We start from the raw sequence: 20,006 nt of genomic DNA on the forward strand, positions 1-20,006 counted from the left end.
CATACTTCCGGGCGGACGGTCCCGCTGACAGAGACCCTGGACCCAATCGCGGGCTCATCCGAGAGATGGGCCTGGAGGCCCAGGCGGGGGCCCACGCGGTGACCGGGCCCCCTCACGACGCGCTCCCGGCGTCCCGGCGCAGCCAGAGACTCACGGCCTCCGCGCGGGTGCTGACGGACAGCTTCGAGAAGATGCTGTTGACGTGGTTCTTGACCGTCTTCTCCGACAGGAAGAAGGTCGTCGCGATCCTCTTGTTCGTGTACCCCTCCGCGATGAGGTCCATGACCTCCGTCTCGCGCCGGGTGAGGTCGAAACCCTGCACGTCCGCCCGCGCGCCGAACAGCGCGCTGGTGGCCCCGTGCGAGGCGGTCCCCACGGCAGGGCGGGTCTGCACGGCCGTCTGCGCCGCGCCGGCGGCCGTCACCGCCGCGGGATCCCCGCCCGGCTCCCCCTTCGGTGCGGCCGGCCCGAAGGCGCTGCTGACGACAGCAGTGGCGCTGGGTGAGAACAGGAGGCCGCCGGCGGCCACGGTCCGCAGCGCGGAGGAGAGGTGCTCGATCTCCAGGTCGCTGTGGATGAGGTAACCGCGGGCGCCGGCCCGCATCGCCGCCGTGATGACCTCGGACTCCTCACTGTGGGTCAGCATGACGACCGCATAGGTCGTGGCGAGCGCCCGGGCGGCTTCGATCCCGTTGGTCCCCGGCATCCGCACGTCCAGCAGGCAGATGTCCGGCTGCGCGTCCGCGGCCAGTTCGATCGCCTGCGCGCCGTCCTGCGCGGATCCCACGAGTTCCAGATCCGGACTCGCCTCGATGATCCGTTCGAGTCCCATCCGCACGATCGGATTGTCGTCCGCGATGAGCACCCTGAGTCGTCCGTTCACGTCCCCGCCCTCGTTCCCACGTCCGCGGCCCCGTTCTCCACTCGTTCGTCGTGCACGTCGTCCTCCAGGGCCGGGGCTGGGAGCGGAGCCGGACCGGCTCCGCCGAACGGGACCTCGGCGGAGGTCGTCTCCAGCAGCGCCAGCGGCACCGTGAGGCGGACCGTCGTGCCCGCGTCCGGGGCCGAGTCGATGCGGAGCAGGCAGTCCAGTGCCGCCGCTCGTTCGCGCATCCCCGCCAGTCCGTAGTGCCCGCCGCGCTCCGCATCGCCCGGGTCGAACCCGGTTCCGTCGTCGACCACCTCGATCTGCAGGCCCTCCGCGGCCAGAGCCGCCTGCACCGTCACCCGCTCTGCACCGGAGTGGAGCGCCGCGTTCGTGAGTGCCTCTTCGAGCACCTTCCGCACGCCGTAGCGGATGCGGCACGTGGGCTCCGCCGTCGTGTCGCCCTCGATCGAGACGGGCAGCCCGTGGAGCGCGGTCAGTTCCTCCCCCACCCGGCGGATTGACGGCCACAGCGGCGGCACCTCCTCCGTCCGCAGGTCCGCCAGGATGCGCCGCGAATCGTCGATCGCCATCTGCGCGGAGTCCGCGATGAGCTGCACCGCGGACTCCGTCCGCGACGAGTCCATCGTCGAGGACTTGGCCAGCAGCCGGATGCCCACGAGGGACTTGACCGTCGAGTCGTGGAGCTCCCGTGCCACGCGGCTGCGCTCCTCGCCCAGCGCCGCCTCCCGCGTGTTCTGCGTCGCGAGCTCGACCGCACGGTCCACCCGATCCTGGAGCTTGTCGATCGTGCTGCCCAGGTAGACGAGCACGGACAGGAGGACGAGGCCTCCCAGCGAGGTGCCGGTGCGGATGAGGAACTCCTCCGGCACCGTGACCGTCACGAGCGACGTCGTGATGAGACTGCTGATGGCGTACCCCAGCAGGAGGGTGACGACCAGCAGGGTCCGGCCCAGGCCGCGGGTCAGGATCCCGATGAGCAGCGCGGAGGTGCTCAAGTACAGGAGGTACGGCGAGTCGATGCCCGCAGGGATCATGACGCTGACAGCGGCGAGGATCTCGAGGCTCAGGACGATCGGATGGCTGCGGATGAAACGGGCCATCCAGCGCCAGCGCAGCAGGGCGGTGAGCGACAGCCCGGCGAGGACGACGACGAGGACGATCTCGCCGACCGTGGGGGTCCGCTCCGTCCACGACAGGAGCACGGGGTAGACGAAGAGCATGCGGGCGGTCACGACGACCTTGCCCACGGCCGCCGCGAAGTCGCGCGGCGCCTCCACCGGCTGCGGGTCCGCCATCAGAACAGTTCCATCGAGTCGAAGCCGGAGCCGAACCACATGGTGGCGAGGATGAGGACCATCGTGCCTGGCACCATCACCATCGTGACGACGCCGGCGATCTGCGGCGACGCCTTCGAGGCCTGCTGGCGCGCACGCTGCGCGGTGTCGCGGCGCATGTCGAGCGCGATCTGGTCGAGTGCGTCGACGAGCGGGGCTCCCAGTTCCTCCGCCTGCACCAGTGCGACGACGAACTTCTCCAACGCATCCGACTCCGTGCGCTTCCGCAGGTTCGTGAACGCGACCGTCCGCGGCTCGCCCACCTCCATCTGGCGCAGGGTCCGCTGCATCTCGACGGCCAGCGGACCCTCCGTCCGCTCGACCACCTTGCGCAGGGAGGAGCGGAACGACAGTCCGGCGGAGACCGTCACCGCGAGCACGTCCAGGAAGTCCGGCAGCGCATCGTCGATCTCGCTCTGCCGCTTCTTCCCCGCCTGGCGCAGCTGCAGGTCCGGGAGGAAGAAGCCCAGCACCAGGAGGATCGGGATGAAGAGCGGCATCTTCAGCAGCATCGCGATGGCCAGACCGCCCCCGCCCATGACGAGGGCCAGCGACACCTTGTACGCCATGAACTGCTCGAAGTCCTTGTACGGGTTCCCGTCCGCCAGGTCGATCTGATGGTCGGACTGCTTCCGGTACCCGGTCCCCAGCATGCGCGCCATCGGCGGGCTGAGGCGCTGCCCCAGGCGTGACAGCGGTCCCGTCGCCGTCCGCCTGCGGCCGCGCTCGTTCACGAGCACGCGGTCCTCGGGCGCCAGTTCGGCCAGCGGGTCGGCGCGGAAGTTCCGGTAGCCCAGGTACGCGGTCAGGACGACGCCCGCACCCACGAGTGCGATGAGGAGTGCGAGCATCACAGCTTCACCCGCGTGAGCCGGTGGATCATGAGCAGGCCCGCGGCATACGCGAGCGCGGCGAGCACGATCGCGATCTGGCCGATGACGGTCGAGGTCAGCTTGTACAGCAGTCCGGGGGTCATCATGTTCATGACGAGGACGAAGCCCACGCCGAAAGCGACGACCAGGTAGCCGGTGAAGCTCGACTGGGTCACGATCGTCTTGACCTCGCGTCGGGTCTCCTTGCGGTCCTCGAGGGTGGTCGAGAGGCCGCGCAGCGCACTGATGAGCGATCCGCCGGCGCGCTGCGAGATGACGAGGGTGGAGACGAGGACGTCCAGGTCCCGGCCCTTGATGCGGTCCGACATCCGCTCGAGCCCCACGTCCAGGGGGGTGCCCACGGCCAGTTCGCGCTCGAGGATCGTGAGCTCGCGACCGGCGGGATCCGCCAGTTCATGCGCAGCGACCCGCAGCGACGACGACATCGACAGGCCCGCGTTCGTCGAGTTCGCCATGATGCGGGCGAACTCCGGCAGCTGCGCGATGAACTTCTGGCGCTGCCTCTCGCGCAGGTACGACAGGACGGCCCACAGCCCCCAGCCCACCAGTGCCGCGAGCAGCACGGCGTAGAAGGGCGCGATCACATTCAGCAGGCTCACGAGCACCAGCAGCGTGACGAGCAGCCCGCCCAGGAAGTACTCGATCACGTAGATCTGCCGGATGTTCGCCTGGATCAGCGCGGTGGACAGGGCCTCGCCCACACGGAAGCGGAGGAAGGCGGAGTTGATCCGCCGGATGACGGTGTGGCGGAAGCTCGCACCCCGCGCACCGCGCTCCGACCGGACGACATCGGACTGCGAGGCGGTGCCCAGCGCCAGGGAGGTGACGCCGATCGCACCGATGATGAGGACGACGACGGCTCCGACGAGCACGACGGACAGGGGCACGTCAGGACCTCGGGATCCGTGAGTCGGCGGCGATGCGGAATCCGGCGGACAGCTGGTGGCCGGCGCCCCACAGTCGCTCCGCCACGGGGGCCGGGATCTCCAGCATCTCGTGGACGCCGGTGACCTTGCGGTCCGCTCCGACCGGGTTCGACCGGAACCGCATGAGGGGGGTGAGCTGGAACTCCTCCCGGCTCTGCGACGTCACGGCCGCGATCTCCGTGATCCGGCGCGAGCCGTCAGCCCCGCGCGACAGCTGCACGATGAGGTCGACGGCGGAGTTGATCTGGTCGCGCAGCGCCTCGAACGGGATCTTCACCTCGCTCATGGAGGCCAGGGTCTCCAGGCGGGACACGGCGTCGTGGGTGTTGTTCGCGTGGACGGTCACGAGAGAGCCGTCATGACCGGTGTTCATGGCCTGGAGCATGTCGAGGGTCTCGCCGCCGCGGACCTCACCCACGATGATGCGGTCCGGGCGCATGCGGAGGCTGTTGCGGACGAGGTCGCGGATCGTCACCTGTCCGCGTCCCTCGACGTTCGCCGGCCGCGACTCGAGGCGGATGACATGCGGCTGCTGGAGCTGGAGCTCCGCGGAGTCCTCGATCGTGACGATGCGGTCGTCGTCCGGGATGAGCCCGGACAGGGCGTTGAGCATCGTCGTCTTGCCGGTGCCCGTACCGCCGGACACGACGATGTTGAAGCGCGCGCGCACGCAGGCGGCCAGCAGTTCGCGCGAGAGCGCGTCGAAGCTGCCCTTGCCCTGCAGGTCGTCCAGCGAGAACGGGGTGGGGAATCGCCGGATCGTGAGCGTGGGGCCGTCCAGCGCCAGCGGCGGGATGATGACGTTCACGCGCTCACCGGTCGCCAATCGCGCGTCGACCATGGGCGAGGCCTCGTCGATGCGCCGGTTGACCCCGGCGACGATGCGGTCGATCACCTGCATGAGCTGGTCGTCGCTGGAGAAGGACAGCGGCAGGCGCTCCAGCCGTCCGCTGCGCTCCACGTAGATGTCGTCCGGCCCGTTCACCATGATCTCGGTGATCGACTCGTCATTCAGCAGCGGCTCCAGGATGCCCAGGCCCAGCGCCTCGTCGACGACGCGCTTGATGATCGCCTGCCGCTCCCGCGCGGCCAGCACAGGCCCGTTGCGGGAGACGAGGTGGCTCATGACCCGCTCGAGCCTCACCCGCCGCTGCGAGGGCCCCAGCTTCTCCAGCTCTTCGAGGTCGATCTCGTCCAGGAGCATACGCCGGTACTCGCGGACGGAGTCGTTGAAGCGCTCCTCCGGGGTCCGCGGTCCTGCGGGACGGGCGTCGTCCGCCTCGCCCCGCACCTCGCGGCTGTACTCGGCACGCTGCAGCAGTGACATGTCAGCGCACCTCGGTCATCGGCTGCTCGGCATCGCGCGTGACGGTGACCGGCGACACCCATTCGGTGATCCAGTCGAGCGCCAGGATGGGCATCGCGACGGTGACGGAGCACGTGACGGATCCCGTCGAGCTCACCATCGCGGACGAGGTGCACGAGGTCGAGGATCCGCTGCGCAGGGGTGCGGAGAGTGCGGCCTTCCCCGCCGACTGTCCCGCGCCCACCGTCACGACCTCTGCGCGCGCCGCGTTGCGGGCGGCGGAGTTCGCCTGGCTGAGCGCGAACATCGCAAGAGCCGCTTGCAGGCACACCATGACGATCGTGAGCCAGATGAAGAACGTCCCGGTGAATTCGATCGTCGCGGATCCCCGCTCACGCGGGGCCCGTCGGTTCTCCTGCGTCTGCACCGGCGCCTCCGCGTCGATCAGCACGGCCTCGGTCCTGTTCATCGTGCCTCTCACGGCTCCTTCACGATCCCGGCGCTGGCGGGGATCACCAGTTGCAGATCCTTGCTGACGTCGACCAGCAGCGGCGTGCGCATGCGCACGTCCACCTCGGAGATCCCTTCGCTCACGTTCAGTCCGTCCTGCCAGGCGGCAGGGGTGCGGGCCACCGCCGCGGCGCGGGCGCTGTCGCCCACCGCCGCTGCCCGGGCGCCCTCGTTCGCAGCGTTCGCGGCGAACACCCACGTCATGCCGATGAGCACCGTCTGGAATCCGATCGCGGCGATGAGTCCGAACAGGGCGATGAGCCCCACGAACTCGAGCGTCGACTGGCCGCGCTCGGCCGCCGCACGCCTGCTGAGCGCCCGCCTGCCGGTCCCCCCGCGGGCTTCGTCCGCATCGCGGGATGACGGGTCCTCGGGCAGTGCGAGCGATTCCGCGCCTTGCCCCACGCGTCCATCCGGCTCCCCGGGGCCACTGGCGGGATCGCCCTGACCGGTGGGGTCCAGGGACAGGTCCTGGTCCGCGGCGGCGCCCTTCTTCCCGCGCCGCTTCCGCTTCCGCTCCTTGGGCTCGACCGGCAGGTCCAGGCTGTCCGCCGGGACGACCTTCATCTCCACGCCCAGTTCACGGATCCGCTTGGTCCAGCCCGGCAGTGCCAGCGACGGGTCGCGGCGGTTGGCCGCCAGCTGCAGCGCGCGCTGGTCCGCCGGCAGATGCACGTCGACGACGGGGAGGCTCACGATCTTGCGCGCGGCCTCCGGCTGGATGTCGTCCGTGCGATCGCAGCGATTCAGGATGATCCGCGTCGCCTGCGTGGTCCGCACTCCGATCCTCTGCCACAGCTCACTGAGTCGGCGCGCACCGCGCAGGGACGGGACGTCGGAGGTCGAGACGATGAACGCCTCGTCCGCCATCTCCACGGCCGTCGAGTTGGCCTCTCCCATCACGGAGCCGATGTCGACGATGACGACGTCGTAGCGGGAGCGGAGCATGCCCAGGATCTGCCGGGCCTCGCGCTCCCCCACCAGCTCGCCCTCCTCGCCGTGGCGAGGGCCGAAGAGGACGGAGAAACCGTCCTCGTGCGTGAAGAGCACGTCCTCCAGCTGGCGCGGTGTCAGCTCGTCGACGACGCCCAGCAGGTCCGTGACCGTCCGGTGCAGCGGCACATTCAGGAGGATGGACTGGTCCGGCTTCTGCAGGTCCAGGTCCACCAGCGCGACCTTGGCCTGCGGGCGCGCGGCCTGTGCCGCACGGGCCAGGTGCAGCGCGATGGTGCTGGCGCCGGTCCCGCCCTTCGCAGCGCCGATCGTCACCATCGAACCGCCGCGCGCGTCCGCGCTCAGCTGTTCGTCGCTGCGACTGCGGACCGCGGTCCGCACAGTCTTCGTCCAGTTGAGCGCGGACGTCACGCGCGCCGCGACGTCCTCGTAGCTGAGCGGGAAGCCCACGACGCCGCGCGCACCCACGTCCATCGCCTTCGACAGCTTCGTGCCGTCCGGGCTGTCGAGGACGAGGATGATCGCCGCGGACGGCAGCTTGACAGAGGCCTCCAGGCAGAGGTCCCACACGTTCATGGGAGTGACGCCCTCGTCGAGGATCAGCAGATCGATGGAGTCCGGATCGAGGTCCGCGAGCGCAGGGATGAGAGCGCTGGTCGAGCCGTACTGGCGCTCGACGTTCACGCCCGAATCCGCGAACCCCTGACGGATCTCCCACGCGCGGCCGCTGTCAGCGCAGCAGAGCACGGCGGTGCTGGTGGATGCGTTCATTCCTGCCTTCTCACTCATCATCGATCGCCCACTGGTCAGCCGTCGCTGCCGATGATCTCCTGCAGGTCGACGTCGTCGAACGTCGTCGCGCCCTCGTCCACCTGCGTGCCCGTCTCGTTGTTGCCCGACCGCATGAGGCGCATGTTCACCGCGAAGGACTCGCCGTAGGCCAGGCGGCCGGCGTCCTCGACGCTGACGGCGAAGGTGACGGGCACCATCTGCACCTGCGCTCCGGTCTCATCCGCCGCGCCCACGGCAGCGTTGGGGTCGACGGGCTGGCCCACGGACACGACCTGCGCGTTGCGGACCAGGATCCCCGCCGTGTTGTAGGGGATGTCCGCGCGGCGGTAGGACTCCGCACCCTGCTCGTTCTCGCGCTCCTTGGCGAACGCCGCGATGACGTCGACCGTGTCGCCGGGTGCCACACGCCCGTTGATGCCGGTGTCCGCCTCGAAGTTCACGGAGATCTCGCGCTGCCCGTCCTCCAGTGCCGATGCCGGCGCGATCATGTCTGTCTGCATCCACGACCCTGCCGCGATCGGCACGGAGGCCTTCTGCCCGGCCAGTTCCTCCTGGCTCGTGATCATCTGCGGGGTGATGTACTTGTTGGGCACCTCCTCCGTCTCCATCTGCGCCGGGTCCAGCGACTGCTGCGCGGGGATGTCCTCCGTCGCGACGTAGACGGTGGAGCGGGGCCCCACCTCCGCACTCACCGACTGCACGTAGACGACCAGTGCGATGAAGACGGCGACAGCACCCAGTGCGGCGATGATCATCATGATGACGCCGCGTCGCTGCTGAGGATTCATGGAGTGGCTTCCTGTTCTGTCTGACCGCCGCACAGGCGGCACGGGTGCGCGCTGGTGCTCTCCCGGCACCAGGGGCAGCGTCGCGTCTCCGCGCTGTGACCGGTGATGATCCCGTGCAGGTCCAGCGGGGCAAGGCAGTATTCCGCGATCGGCTTCGTCCCCCACCACGTGTGCACCGGCACCTGCGTCGCCATCGCCGAGGCCGCGCCCAGCCCCCGGACGATCCGGCCTGTGCGCTCGTCCTGCACGGCATCGCCCTCACCTGCGACGAGGAGCACGCTGGGGGTCGCGGCCGCCGTCGGCCCCAATGGGTCCGTCGTCGACTGCGGGCGGAAGCGGTGCACCGCACCTCCGGCTTCCGCGAGGAAGCGGGTCGTGGGCCACCAGCTGCGCACGTGCTGCAGCAGGGAGGGGTTGGGGTCGCGCAGCTTCGACACGGAGGAGAGCACCGCGAAGCAGCGGATCGAGGCCTCGATCTGCGGCAGGAGGTCGTGCACGCGGGCCGCGGGCATCTGATCCGCCAGTGAGCGCGCCGCCTGCACCAGCGCGCTGATGCCCAGCGGGGACAGGTGCGAGCGGTGGATCGTCACGTCCGAGTAGGTCGATGCGGCGCGGGCGTGGAAGACCAGCTGCTCCTGTGCCGCGGCCTCGCGCTCATCGACGATGACGAGGACCGGCTCCGACCCCGTGACGGATCGCAGGGCCTCGTCGATCGAGGCCGGCGGTCCCGCGATGCGGAGTCGGAGATCCTGCCGCGGTGGCGCCTGGGCCGGGAGCGGAGGCACGGTCAGCGCCGGCGGAGGCGCTGCGTGGTGCATCGCGGAGCTCGTCGCCGCCATCGTGCCCTCTCTTCGGAATTCGTCTCAATAAGTGGTCCGGCAACCGCGCCCCGGGCGCAGTCCATCGGCGAAGCTACCACTGGATCCCGCTCGGAACGGACTTCTTCACGTGCCGTTCATGAAGCGTTCCCCTTTGTATCACAGCAGGTCAGAAGGCATATATTTAAACTTTGACGACTCCTGGACTCGTGTACTGTCTGCCCCATGCACGCACAGACACCGCACGTTCGTCGCGTCTCAGATCTTGGAGTACGACGCGTGGGCGCCCTCGCCGCAACCGCCGTTCTCGCGCTTTCCGGGTGCACATCCGGGAGTGACGGCGGAGACGGCGGAGAGCCCGACGGGGGCGGTGCGGCGACCTCGGAGCAGGCGGACGCACCACCCGCGATCGTCGAGGAGGACGGCTTCCACCGGTCGAACACCCTCCCGGATCCTCTGGCCGAGCAGGTTGTCACTCTCCCCACGGAGAACGGGACCGGGAGCGCGAAGCTGCAGATCGTCTCACTCGACTCCGACGGCGAGTCCGTCCGCCTCATCGGTGCCTGGCTGCAGCCGGTCGACGGGGAAGGGCTGGCCTCGGACACCCTCACGAGCTCCGCAGAGAGCGTGGGGCTGCGTCCGTGGGTGCGGCTCATCGACCGGGAGACGGGCACCCTCATCGAACCTCTCCAGCACGACGGCGGCAGCGGCAACTTCGATCCCGGCACGCCCGCGAACGTGACGGATGCCGGCCCCGCCACGGACACCGTCCACAAGACGCAGTGCGTGTGCTCCGGCGTCGCGAACTCCACACCCAGCGATCCGTCGAGCGACCCCACGGAGCTCTTCTACCTCGACTTCCCCGCGCCCACAGGGGGCGAGGTCGACGTGCTCGCGGGCGAATCCCTCCAGCCGCTTGCGGACGTCCCCGTCAGCCAGGGACAGGCGATGACGTACGACGAGGAGCTCACGAACGTGACGATCAGCTCGTCCATCGCGCAGGAGTTCCCGTGGGACTACGGTGCCGGCGCCACCGTCGCGCGCACAGTCCCACTCACCTCGAAGGAGGAGACCGTGGGCGGCTCCTTCGTGGAGAAGGACCAGGAGATCACCCGCGTGAACCTGCCCGCGGACGTCCTCTTCGACTTCGATTCGGACGAGCTGACGGACGAGGCCCAGGACATCCTCGACGACTCCGCCGAGCAGCTGCAGGAGGATGCCGCAGGCAAGACCGTCACAGTCGAGGGCCACACGGACGATGAGGGTGAGGACGCCTACAACCAGGACCTCTCCGAGCGTCGCGCCGCCGCGGTCGAGGAGGAGATGGCCGGCCGGCTCGAAGGCTCGGACATCACCCTCGAGACCGAGGGCTTCGGCGAGACCCGCCCGGCCTTCCCCAACCGCGATTCCCAGAACCAGGCGATCGAGGCGAACCAGGAGAAGAACCGGCGCGTGTCCTTCTCCTTCGAGTCCGTCGACGACGTCGATGCCGCGGTCGATGCGGGTCGCGAGCTGCCGGACATCCCGGACATGGAGGACGCGGCGACTCCCAACCCGGACGCGATCGCCGAAGGTGTCATGACGGGCACCGGCGACGGCGACGATTCGGAGATCCAGGTCTCCGTCACCGCCTTCGAACGGTTCGACGACGGCATCCGCCTCGAGGCGCAGGTCTCGACGGCCTCGGGATCGTACGAGGCCGATGCGCTCTCCGTGCTGCGCCCCGCCGCCGGCGAGCAGTACTTCGGACCCAACCCCTACGCGGGTGCCTCGGAGTACCCCAGCGCCGCGGGCTTCAGCCTCCTCGACGAGGACGCGCAGACGCTCCTGTCCCCCACGACGGCGGCGTCGACGGACTGCCTGTGTGCACAGGGCTCGCCGATCGGCACCGACCTGTCCGGCGAACCGCTCACCCTGTGGGCGCACTACCCCGACACGGAGTTCAGCGGCGACGAGGTCGTCCTGCGGATCAGCGACACCGCACAGCTGCGCCTGCCGGTGCCGGACGACGCACAGCAGTCCGACGCACAGGGCTGAGGAGGCCCGGACCCATGGCACATCGAGGGGTCTTCGCCCCGCTGCGCGCCTCGACCCGGACCGCGCGCCTCCGCATCGAGCCGCAGGCTCCGGACACCGGGGCCGGCACGGAGAACTCTCCGTCTCCGGCCGCTGACCCGTCCTCGCATCTCCCGCTGTCCGCAGTCCCGTCGGATCGCACCGCGCCCGAGGTCCCGGTCGCCGCGAATGCGCTGCGTCGCCTGCGCGGTCTCCTCCTCTCGCAGGAGACCGCCCTGCTCATCGTCCCGTGCAGTTCCGTCCACGGGTTCGGGATGACCCGACCGCTCGAGACGGCCTACCTGGCGGAGGACGGCACGGTCCTGCGGACCGCGCTCCTGCGCCCGTGGCGCGCGCACGGCCTGGTCCGCGGCAGCGTCGCGGTGCTGGAGGCGGAGCCTGGGTCGTTCGCACGCTGGGGCGTCGAGACCGGCGTGAGAGTGGTCCCGGAGACCGCATTGACCGCAGAGGCACCGGCATGAACGACCGCCTGCGGGACCTTCTGCACGCGGTGTTCCCGCCGCGGGAGCGCGCGTCGAAGGAGGAGCGCCTGGCGGCCTCGGACGCCCGCGCCCCCAAGCTGCTCCTCGCCGTCACTGTCATCGCGGCGCTCCTCCTGCCGGTGGGCAGCAGCGTGGGGAACCGCCTGACGGGCGCCGTGTGCTCCAGCACCGGCTGCGATCAGCCCGTCTCCGTCCTCCCCGCGTGCGAAGCGGTGGGACGCGACCGGCTCATGGCCGGCCAGATGCTCGCCTTCTCCACGACCAGCATCGACGGCGCGCAGCGCGCCTCGACCTACGGCGACGGCCAGGTCGAGGTCGCGGTCGACGATCCGGACCGGCAGGACTCCGTCCTGCTCTATGCGTTCCCGGACAGCGCCGCCGCGCAGCGCTGGCTGCTGGCCGGCTCGTCGACCGCCACGGCCGCGATCGACGCCGGTGCCGGCCCGGCCCCGGCCGGCGTGGCGGACGGCTACCGCGGCGCAGCGGGCACCATCGGCCTCATCGGCGACACGGAGCAGGAGCCGCGCGCCACCGCGCAGCGCACCGGCCCCTGGGACGGCGTCCTGGGCGAACTCGAGGAGCGCGACGCGGTCTCCGGCACGTCGCGCCGGGTGACCGTGCTGGATCTGGGGACGGAGGCCGGGTCGTCCCCGCAGCCCCAGGCGGCGCGCTTCGCGGCTGAACTGGGTCTCACCGGACTGCTGTCCGTCAGCGTCACGCACGCGCAGGGCGGGACGCCGCAGCGCGTCGAGATCGCCGGCTGGGGTTCCGAGCAGTGGAGCCTCGATGCGCTGCGCGCCGCGGACTCGGCCGGCGACCAGCCCTCCCGCGCGCTCTCCCTGGACGACGACGGAGCCGTGTGGCGGGTCTACTCGCTGGACCTGCGCCGCCAGACGAATGCGACCGTCTTCCAGGCCGCCTGGGACACTGCGGACGCGTTCGGGGTCGAGGCCTCGGCCGCCCTCCAGGACCGACTGGCCGGCGATGCGATCTTCGCGGAGGCGACCATCGCGACCGGACCGGACGCGCAGCCGGCGGACCTCGTCGAGTCGATGGGGCTGAGCCTCGTGCGGTCATCCGCGGACCAGGCGATGGAGACGCAGGTCGTCGATGCGAGGTCCGCGGACCTGGCGGTGGCGGGCTCGCAGCTCCAGCCGCTGCTCTCGTGCGAGGACCCGGACGCGCAGGCGGACGAGGAGGACGCGGCCTGATGCTGCACCGCCCGTCCTTCCTCCACGCGCTGTGGTCCCATGCGGCGATCACCCTCGTCATGATCGTCGCGGCGATCTGCGCGGGGCCGGCGCTGGGCATGCTGCTGGGTGCGATGCCCGCGGTCGTGCTCCTCGTCGCCGTCCTCAGCCTGGTCCGGTTCGCCTACTCCGAGGTCGTGGCCCGCGGGATGCTGAGCCGTCGCGCCCCGCTGCGCCGCGTGTTCGCGAACGTCCTGCCGGGGGCCTTCCTGGGCACGGCCGCCGTCATCCTGCCGTTCACCGTCTGCGCGCTCCTCCTGGCGCAGCCGCCGGACCCGCTGCTCTTCGCGGGGCTGGGGATCGACGCGGCCACCGCGGTCATCGCCGCAGCGGCCGGCTGCCTGTGGGCGACGCGGACCGCGCGCCGTGCGTGACCGGGTGACCACCGCCGAGGCCGGGGCCGGGTCCCGCTGCGGACGCACCCGGTCTGGGCCCCCGTCTGGGCCCCAGGTTGGGCCTCGCTTTGGGCCTTCGAGCCCATGTGCTGAGTGGGGGTCCGTCCATACGATCACGGCATGGTCCCCTCCTCGCGCCCCGAGCGCTCCGCGTCCCGGTCCGGGTTCGACGATCTGCGACGCCTCTGGCGCACCCGCGGCGAGCGGGGAGCGAGCACGGTCGAGTACGTGGGTGTCATCGTCGTCGTCTCGATCGTCATCATCGCGACCGCAGCGACGCCGTGGAAGACGGACCTCAATGCGGGGATCGAGAAGAGCATCTGCTCGATCCTGTCCCACATCCCCGGCGGTGGCGGCGCCTGCGAGAGCCTGGAGAGCCCCGAGGACGACCTGCCCACCTGCATGGTGTCGGAGGAGACCGACGGACACGGCTCGAAGGTCGACGTCCTCATCTTCAACCTGGGCGGCGGCGTCCAGATGAGGGTCACGAAGTACTCCGACGGCTCCGCGGAGGTCTCGCTGGTCGACCAGTGGGGCGGCGGTGTCGACGTCGATGCGGGCAAGGTGAAGGCCGGCGACTACGTCGAGATCGACCTGGGTGCCGGAGGCCAATTCACGTACGGCAACGGCGACACGTGGGTGTTCGACTCGTGGGAGGACGCGGAGCAGTTCGCGCAGGACCAGCAGGACCGCGTCGAGGCCTGGCAGAACAAGGTCCCGTTCATCGGGCCCTGGCTCAACCCGCATGAGCCGCCGTCCGACCCGCAGAAGACCTACGACCAGTTCGAGCTGGACCTGCACGGCGGCGGCGATGCGGGCCTCGACCTGGGCGGCGGAGACGACAAGGGCGACGGATCGGGAGACTCCGGTGCGGATGACTCCGGCAGCGGTGACGGTTCGGGCGACTCCGGTGACTCCGGGGAGTCGGACGGCGGGGGTGCGAACATCCCGCAGGAGATCGTCGACCTGCTGCCGGAGGCCGGGGGCGAGCTGTCCCTGGGCGGCGAGGTCATCGTCGAGCACGACCGCGGATCCGACCGCGACTCCGCCTCCGACGACCGTCGGACGTACTCGATCGAGCTGAACGGCGACATCTCCGGTGAGGGCGGCGTCCTGGACGAGTCGATCGGCGGCAACGCCGGGGCCGGCACGATCCTCTCCTACACCGTCGACAACGACGGCAACGTGGTGGGAGTGAACCTCACCCAGGTGTTCCAGGCTGGCGGTGACGGCACGACCGACAACAGTGCGGTCCGCTACAGCGCGGACTTCGACCTGACGGATCCGGCGGCGCGCCAGAAGTTCCAGGACTGGATCCAGAACCCGGGCGGCATCCCCAACCTGGGCGACATCCAGGACGGCGGATTCGAGGGTGCCCTCACCCCGGAGCAGCAGGGACTCATGGACCTCATCCAGGATCCGAACGTCACGGACCTGACGGAGAACCACTACGACAATGCCTTCAGCGACGACGGCGACGAGTGGGGCGGCAAGCTCTTCGGCATCGGCCTGGGCTACGGCTTCAACGACGATTCGTCGTCGAGCACTCTGAATGATGCGTACGTGTGGCGCCATGGGCCTGAAGGCTGGGAGAGGATCCAGAACGTGGACTGCCTGGGTGGATGACCACGCGGCACGGACCCGGTGCGAGGATCAGGGACAGGGGAATGACGACGGAATGAGGAGTAGACGATGAGGCGCAGCGCACGGGCGGTCCTGGCGGCGACGGTGGGACTCGCTCTGGTCCTGCAGAGCGGCTGCGGCCAGGCCTCGGGCCGGGAGGTCCAGGCGGGACCGGTGACCGTGACCGTCCCGGAGGATTGGGTCGACTCCCCCTCCGAGGCGCTGACGGAGATGTGGACGGCGGGCGCGGACAGCTCGGCGGACGGTGCGACGGCCCGCGTGCGGATCGCACCGGAGCTGGACTCCGGACCGTATGCGACCTCGGCGCTGTCGGAGGTGTCCTCCCGCGCGACGTTCGAGGGCTGGTACGGCGGCACGTTCCAGCAGGGGACGGAATCGGAGATCTCCGTCGACGGCGCGGATCAGGCCCAGGAGATGCAGTTCGAGTTCACCGGTGCCGGCGACGGCGCGACCTACACCGGCCGCTTCTGGGCGATGGCGGACCGGTCGAACGGGAAGACGGCGGTCGTCGAGCTCACGACGAACACGGACGGCGGCCTGAGCGAGGACCAGATCGAGCAGATCCGCGACTCGTTGGAGTTCGACCCCACGGCGGAGAGCTGACCGGGATGCGGCAGTTCATCCGACCCTGGTTGTGGGCCGTGGGCGTATACTTCGCCCTCGACCTCCTCATCTCCCTGCTGGTGGGCACGGCCAATCCGCTCTGGTTCCTGCTGTGCCCGTTCCTGGCGGCGGTCGCGGCGGACTGGGTGCACGCCCTGCACGGTCGGCCGCTGGAGCGCGACCACCTCATCGCGGTGTTCGCGGTGCCCGTCGTGCTGGCCGTGTCGCAGGCGGTCATCGGGGCATTCACCGGCGTGTTCGCGGGCATGCCGTGGGCCTACGGGGTCTCCCCCGTCATCGCGGTGGCGGCGGCCGCGATCGGATTCGGACTGAGCGCGCTGGTGCGCGTCTCGCTCCTGGAGTACACGCCGGAGACACGGGGGTACGCGCATGAGCGCGCACGCTGACGCGGCGCCGGCCGGGACTGCCGCACCCGAGAGCTTCGAGTGGCGTGTCTTCCGGCAGACGGCGCCCCCCCGCCTGACGGTCAGTGCCGTCGTGGGACTGGGGCTGGGACTGGCCCTCGTGCAGATCGCGCTGCACGGCTGGGACTTCGCAGGCGTCGTCCCTCTGGCCCTGCTGAGCGCCTGCGGTCCCCTCATCGCGCTGGTCGACGCGCGGGAACGGCGCATCCCCGACCTGCTGAGCCTGCCGCTGGCGGGGGCGAGCGCTCTGGCGCTCGCCGTCCACGCGACGGTGCTGGGCGACTGGGCGACCGGAGGGCGGGCCCTGCTGGGCATGGTCGTCCTCACCGCCGTCTTCTTCGTCCTGGCGATCGTGAGCCGGGGCGACTTCGGCCTGGGCGATGTGAAGCTGGGCGCCACCCTGGGCGCATGTCTGGGTGCGTTCGGCTGGATGGAGATCGTCTGGGGCGTCTTCCTGGGCTTCGTCGCGGCCCTCCTCTGGGGCCTGTCCACCCTCCTCCTGCAGCGTCTGCGGGGACGGAGGACCCGCGGCGCCAAGACCACACTGCCCATGGGCCCGTTCCTCGTGGGCGCCACGATCGTCCTGGGGCTCGTCCTGCACTCCTGAGCTTCGACGCCTGGACTCGACGCATCGGGAGCGAAGGTCAGTGCCGCGCACGGGCACGAAGGGGCGCCCGGCAGCGAATGCTGCCGGGCGCCCTCGTCGCGTCACACGGTGCGGGTCGTGCTCGTCACCGCACTCCGTCGGTCGGCGGCATCAGCCGCCCCTCACCGCACCGCGGTGAGGCGCAGGCCCGGCTCGTCGAACTCCGCTGGACGGTCCACCGTGACGGTGTCGCCGTCGTGGATGTCGCCGGACAGGATCTGCTTCGCCAGGCGATCGCCGATCTCGCGCTGGACGAGCCGGCGCAGCGGGCGAGCGCCGAACGCGGGGTCGTACCCCTCGATCGCCAACCAGTCCTTCGCCGCGTCCGTCGCGGTGAGCGTGATCCGCTTCTCCGCCAGCCTGCGCTGCATCGCACCGATCTGCAGATCGACGATGCGCGAGAGCTCCTGCGTGCTCAGCGCGTCGAACATGACGACGTCATCCAGCCGGTTGAGGAACTCCGGCTTGAACGCCATGTGCACGATCTCCATGACCTTCGCCCGCTGCTCCTCGCGGCTGAGCGTCTGGTCGACGAGGAACTGCGAGCCCAGGTTCGACGTGAGGATGAGGACCGTCGACCGGAAGTCGACCGTCCGCCCCTGCCCATCGGTGAGGCGACCGTCGTCCAGCACCTGCAGGAGGATGTCGAAGACGTCCGGGTGGGCCTTCTCCACCTCGTCCAGGAGGACGACGGAGTACGGGCGACGGCGCACCGCCTCGGTCAGCTGACCGCCGGACTCGTAGCCCACGTAGCCGGGAGGCGCACCGACCAGGCGGGACACGGAGTGCTTCTCCCCGTACTCACTCATGTCGATGCGGACCATCGCCCGCTCGTCGTCGAAGAGGAAGTCCGCCAGGGACTTCGCAAGCTCCGTCTTGCCCACGCCCGTGGGTCCCAGGAACAGGAACGAGCCCGTGGGCCTGTCCGGATCGGACACTCCGGCCCGCGACCGGCGGATCGCGTCCGCGACCGTACCGACGGCCTCGGCCTGCCCGATGAGGCGCTTCCCGATCTCCTCCTCCGCGTGGAGCAGCTTCTCCCGCTCCCCCTGCAGCAGGCGGCCGGCGGGGATTCCGGTCCAGGCGGCGACGACCTCGGCGATGTCATCCGCGGTCACGTGGTCGCCCACGAGCGGACGGCCGGTGCCCACAGCGGGACCGGACTCCTCGCTGGCGGCCTCCGCGGCCTCGGCGGCGGCGATCTCCTTCTCCACCTCCGGGATCTCCCCGTACAGCAGGCGGGAGGCGGTGGCCAGGTCCGTGTCGCGCCTGGCGACCTCCGCCTGGTTGCGCAGCTCGTCGAGCTTCTTCTTGAGGTCGCCCACGCGGTTGAGGCCTGCGCGCTGGCGCTCCCACACCGCGGTGAGTCCGGCCAACTCCTCCTGCTTGTCCGCGAGCTCCTGCTGGAGGGCCTCCAGCCGCTCCTTCGAGGCGGCATCGGACTCCTTCGACAGGGCCATCTCCTCCATCTTGAGGCGGTCGACGGCGCGCTGCAGCTCATCGATCTCGATGGGCGCGGAGTCGATCTCCATGCGCAGGCGGGAGGCGGCCTCGTCGACCAGGTCGATCGCCTTGTCCGGCAGCTGCCGGTCCGCGATGTACCGGTTCGACAGGCTCGCGGCCGCCACCAGCGCGGAGTCCGCGATCGCGACCTTGTGGTGCGCCTCGTAGCGCTCCTTGAGGCCGCGCAGGATCGCGACGGTGTCCTCGACGCCGGGCTCGCCCACGAACACCTGCTGGAACCGGCGCTCCAGGGCGGGGTCCTTCTCGATGTTCTCGCGGTACTCGTCCAGCGTCGTCGCGCCGATCATGCGCAGCTCGCCGCGGGCCAGCATGGGCTTGAGCATGTTGCCCGCGTCCATCGAGGAGTCGCCGCCGGCGCCCGCACCCACGAGGGTGTGGATCTCGTCGATGAACGTGACGATCTCGCCGTCCGCCTGCTTGATCTCCTCGAGGACTGCCTTGAGGCGCTCCTCGAACTCGCCGCGGTACTTCGCGCCGGCGACCATCGCGGACAGGTCCAGGCTGATGAGCCGCTTGTTCCGCAGGGACTCCGGGACGTCGCCGCCCACGATGCGCTGGGCGAGTCCCTCGACGACCGCGGTCTTGCCCACGCCGGGCTCGCCGATGAGGATCGGGTTGTTCTTCGTCCTGCGGCTCAGCACCTGGACGACGCGGCGGATCTCCGAGTCGCGGCCGATGACCGGGTCGAGCTTCCCCTCCCGCGCGGTGGCGGTCAGGTCGACGCCGTACTTCTCCAGCGACTGGAACGTGGACTCCGGGTCCTGGCTGGTCACCTTCTGCCCGCCGCGCACCTGGTCGAGCACGGCCAGCAGCGCCTCACGGGTGGCACCGGCGCGCGTGAGCGACTGGCCCACCTCGCCCGTGTCCGACGCCGCACCCAGCAGCAGGTGCTCGGTGGAGACGAACTGGTCGCCCAGCGCCTGCATCTCCTGCTCCGCCTGGTTGATGAGCTGCATCGCGGGCCTGGCCAGCGTGGGCTGGCTGACGGTGGATCCGCTGACGGTGGGCAGGCCGGTGAGGATCCGGTCCGCCTCCCGCGCCAGATCCGTCGCCGAGGCCCCCGCCGCTTCCAGCAGCGACACCGCGATGCTGTCCTCCTGTCCCAGCAGGGCGCTGAGCAGGTGGGCGGGCTCGACGTGTCCGTGCCCGCGCGCCACCGCATCCTTCGCGGCGGCACTCAGCACTTCCTGACTCCTGGTCGTGAACTGTGCGTCCATAGGTTCCTTCTTCCCACAGAGATGACGTGTATGCCAGTCCAACATCATCAAAGTTGAGTCTATTCCACTCAAGATGAATCGGGGAGGGGTCACTTAGCCTCGATCCACCGACGCGCGTTGGGGCGTGGCGTTGATTCCGTAAGTCCTGGGTGCGCCGGTCTTGGGCATGCCCGTGTGGCCGGCCTCGCTGCCGGTGATGTTCCACTGTGGTTCCTCGGGTCTGGCCGTTGACCGGCTGGTGGACTGGTTCTACGCGGTCTTTGGTGGCGGGCGGATGGCGGTGAAAAGCCGCTCGAAGGATTGCTGCCAGGGCCAGGACTCGGGTAGTCGGATCCGGATCCGCCGGGCGCTGGAAGCGATCCGGGCTGGAACGGCAACGAGTTTGGCTCGGATGGTGCCGGTGCGGGCTTGGGTGAAGGTCCCGGCGGCGAGGATCCCGGCTGCCCGTGTGAGGTTGTAGGCCATGACCGCGCAGGCCAGCCATGCACTGTTGGCCCAGAAGTGGCCGGAGGGCAGGTGGGCCAGGGCACTGTC

Annotated in this window: 19 protein-coding genes; 8 read left to right on the top strand and 11 right to left on the bottom strand. The window is 70.2% G+C overall.

Annotated features, from left to right (window positions below):
• Positions 1–112 precede the first annotated feature (112 nt).
• From HGBR_RS05415 to HGBR_RS05455, 9 genes are read right to left on the bottom strand one after another with little or no spacing between them, the layout of a single operon-like run.
• Entirely contained in the window at positions 113–883 is a 771-nt protein-coding gene (locus HGBR_RS05415) for a response regulator (RefSeq protein WP_026077366.1), read from the bottom strand.
• Complete coding sequence (locus HGBR_RS05420) at positions 880–2,184, bottom strand: sensor histidine kinase (RefSeq protein ID WP_019158313.1); 1,305 nt, start codon at positions 2,182–2,184, stop codon at positions 880–882. Before HGBR_RS05420 ends, HGBR_RS05415 begins: the two co-directional genes overlap by 4 nt.
• Positions 2,184–3,074 (bottom strand): type II secretion system F family protein, encoded by an 891-nt coding sequence (locus HGBR_RS05425; RefSeq protein WP_019158314.1) that lies wholly within the window; start codon positions 3,072–3,074, stop codon positions 2,184–2,186. Before HGBR_RS05425 ends, HGBR_RS05420 begins: the two co-directional genes overlap by 1 nt.
• Positions 3,074–4,003 (bottom strand): type II secretion system F family protein, encoded by a 930-nt coding sequence (locus tag HGBR_RS05430; RefSeq protein ID WP_019158315.1) that lies wholly within the window; start codon positions 4,001–4,003, stop codon positions 3,074–3,076. The genes HGBR_RS05425 and HGBR_RS05430 overlap by 1 nt, the downstream gene beginning before the upstream one ends.
• A 1-nt stretch (position 4,004) precedes the next feature.
• Positions 4,005–5,369: a TadA family conjugal transfer-associated ATPase gene (locus tag HGBR_RS05435; RefSeq protein ID WP_019158316.1), complete on the bottom strand. Its 1,365-nt coding sequence runs from the start codon at positions 5,367–5,369 to the stop codon at positions 4,005–4,007.
• Between the two features lies 1 nt (position 5,370).
• On the bottom strand, positions 5,371–5,817 hold the full coding sequence (locus HGBR_RS16565) for a TadE/TadG family type IV pilus assembly protein (RefSeq protein ID WP_019158317.1): 447 nt from the start codon (positions 5,815–5,817) through the stop codon (positions 5,371–5,373).
• A gap of 8 nt (positions 5,818–5,825) precedes the next feature.
• Positions 5,826–7,583, bottom strand: coding sequence for a CpaE/TadZ family protein (locus HGBR_RS05445; RefSeq protein ID WP_026077367.1), 1,758 nt, complete (start codon positions 7,581–7,583; stop codon positions 5,826–5,828).
• 35 nt (positions 7,584–7,618) lie between these two features.
• Positions 7,619–8,392, bottom strand: coding sequence for a Flp pilus assembly protein CpaB (gene cpaB / locus HGBR_RS05450; protein WP_019158318.1), 774 nt, complete (start codon positions 8,390–8,392; stop codon positions 7,619–7,621).
• On the bottom strand, positions 8,389–9,231 hold the full coding sequence (locus HGBR_RS05455; protein ID WP_019158319.1) for a hypothetical protein: 843 nt from the start codon (positions 9,229–9,231) through the stop codon (positions 8,389–8,391). Before HGBR_RS05455 ends, cpaB begins: the two co-directional genes overlap by 4 nt.
• Before the next feature lie 258 nt (positions 9,232–9,489).
• On the opposite strand from HGBR_RS05455, the gene HGBR_RS18715 reads away from it, so the two are divergent.
• The 8 genes from HGBR_RS18715 to HGBR_RS16575 all read left to right on the top strand — a co-directional run bounded on the left by HGBR_RS18715 (position 9,490) and on the right by HGBR_RS16575 (position 16,692).
• A complete protein-coding gene (locus tag HGBR_RS18715; protein WP_019158320.1) occupies positions 9,490–11,247 on the top strand; it encodes an OmpA family protein in 1,758 nt (585 codons plus the stop codon).
• A 14-nt stretch (positions 11,248–11,261) separates the two neighbouring features.
• Positions 11,262–11,747 (top strand): DUF192 domain-containing protein, encoded by a 486-nt coding sequence (locus HGBR_RS05465; RefSeq protein ID WP_019158321.1) that lies wholly within the window; start codon positions 11,262–11,264, stop codon positions 11,745–11,747.
• Positions 11,744–12,979, top strand: a complete 1,236-nt coding sequence (locus tag HGBR_RS05470; RefSeq protein WP_019158322.1) for a hypothetical protein — start codon at positions 11,744–11,746, stop codon at positions 12,977–12,979. Before HGBR_RS05465 ends, HGBR_RS05470 begins: the two co-directional genes overlap by 4 nt.
• Positions 12,979–13,392: a hypothetical protein gene (locus HGBR_RS05475; RefSeq protein ID WP_019158323.1), complete on the top strand. Its 414-nt coding sequence runs from the start codon at positions 12,979–12,981 to the stop codon at positions 13,390–13,392. The genes HGBR_RS05470 and HGBR_RS05475 overlap by 1 nt, the downstream gene beginning before the upstream one ends.
• Before the next feature lie 141 nt (positions 13,393–13,533).
• Positions 13,534–15,039, top strand: a complete 1,506-nt coding sequence (locus HGBR_RS05480) for a hypothetical protein (protein ID WP_020693882.1) — start codon at positions 13,534–13,536, stop codon at positions 15,037–15,039.
• 66 nt (positions 15,040–15,105) lie between these two features.
• Complete coding sequence (locus tag HGBR_RS05485) at positions 15,106–15,660, top strand: hypothetical protein (RefSeq protein ID WP_019158324.1); 555 nt, start codon at positions 15,106–15,108, stop codon at positions 15,658–15,660.
• A gap of 5 nt (positions 15,661–15,665) precedes the next feature.
• A complete protein-coding gene (locus tag HGBR_RS05490) occupies positions 15,666–16,067 on the top strand; it encodes a hypothetical protein (RefSeq protein WP_019158325.1) in 402 nt (133 codons plus the stop codon).
• Entirely contained in the window at positions 16,051–16,692 is a 642-nt protein-coding gene (locus HGBR_RS16575) for a prepilin peptidase (RefSeq protein ID WP_019158326.1), read from the top strand. Before HGBR_RS05490 ends, HGBR_RS16575 begins: the two co-directional genes overlap by 17 nt.
• Positions 16,693–16,853: 161 nt before the next feature.
• Here HGBR_RS16575 and clpB read toward each other — a convergent pair whose 3' ends face one another.
• Both clpB and HGBR_RS16580 read right to left on the bottom strand, forming a co-directional pair.
• Complete coding sequence (clpB, locus tag HGBR_RS05500; RefSeq protein ID WP_019158327.1) at positions 16,854–19,472, bottom strand: ATP-dependent chaperone ClpB; 2,619 nt, start codon at positions 19,470–19,472, stop codon at positions 16,854–16,856.
• 249 nt (positions 19,473–19,721) lie between these two features.
• Positions 19,722–20,006: transposase (locus HGBR_RS16580; protein ID WP_019158328.1), on the bottom strand; the 285-nt coding region annotated here is incomplete at its 5' end.

The organism is Brevibacterium senegalense (assembly GCF_000285835.1).
Lineage (GTDB): Bacteria > Actinomycetota > Actinomycetes > Actinomycetales > Brevibacteriaceae > Brevibacterium > Brevibacterium senegalense.

What these genes read in the sequence shown, in the direction of transcription:
- HGBR_RS05490 (WP_019158325.1), top strand. Translation starts at nt 15,666, where the DNA reads ATGCGGCAGTTCATCCGACCCTGGTTGTGGGCCGTGGGCGTATACTTC.
- HGBR_RS16575 (WP_019158326.1), top strand. Translation starts at nt 16,051, where the DNA reads ATGAGCGCGCACGCTGACGCGGCGCCGGCCGGGACTGCCGCACCCGAG.
- HGBR_RS05465 (WP_019158321.1), top strand. Translation starts at nt 11,262, where the DNA reads ATGGCACATCGAGGGGTCTTCGCCCCGCTGCGCGCCTCGACCCGGACC.
- HGBR_RS05445 (WP_026077367.1), bottom strand. Translation starts at nt 7,583, where the DNA reads ATGAACGCATCCACCAGCACCGCCGTGCTCTGCTGCGCTGACAGCGGC.
- HGBR_RS16565 (WP_019158317.1), bottom strand. Translation starts at nt 5,817, where the DNA reads ATGAACAGGACCGAGGCCGTGCTGATCGACGCGGAGGCGCCGGTGCAG.
- cpaB (WP_019158318.1), bottom strand. Translation starts at nt 8,392, where the DNA reads ATGAATCCTCAGCAGCGACGCGGCGTCATCATGATGATCATCGCCGCA.
- HGBR_RS05470 (WP_019158322.1), top strand. Translation starts at nt 11,744, where the DNA reads ATGAACGACCGCCTGCGGGACCTTCTGCACGCGGTGTTCCCGCCGCGG.
- HGBR_RS05435 (WP_019158316.1), bottom strand. Translation starts at nt 5,369, where the DNA reads ATGTCACTGCTGCAGCGTGCCGAGTACAGCCGCGAGGTGCGGGGCGAG.
- HGBR_RS05485 (WP_019158324.1), top strand. Translation starts at nt 15,106, where the DNA reads ATGAGGCGCAGCGCACGGGCGGTCCTGGCGGCGACGGTGGGACTCGCT.
- clpB (WP_019158327.1), bottom strand. Translation starts at nt 19,472, where the DNA reads ATGGACGCACAGTTCACGACCAGGAGTCAGGAAGTGCTGAGTGCCGCC.
- HGBR_RS05475 (WP_019158323.1), top strand. Translation starts at nt 12,979, where the DNA reads ATGCTGCACCGCCCGTCCTTCCTCCACGCGCTGTGGTCCCATGCGGCG.
- HGBR_RS05425 (WP_019158314.1), bottom strand. Translation starts at nt 3,074, where the DNA reads ATGCTCGCACTCCTCATCGCACTCGTGGGTGCGGGCGTCGTCCTGACC.
- HGBR_RS05455 (WP_019158319.1), bottom strand. Translation starts at nt 9,231, where the DNA reads ATGGCGGCGACGAGCTCCGCGATGCACCACGCAGCGCCTCCGCCGGCG.
- HGBR_RS05420 (WP_019158313.1), bottom strand. Translation starts at nt 2,184, where the DNA reads ATGGCGGACCCGCAGCCGGTGGAGGCGCCGCGCGACTTCGCGGCGGCC.
- HGBR_RS05480 (WP_020693882.1), top strand. Translation starts at nt 13,534, where the DNA reads ATGGTCCCCTCCTCGCGCCCCGAGCGCTCCGCGTCCCGGTCCGGGTTC.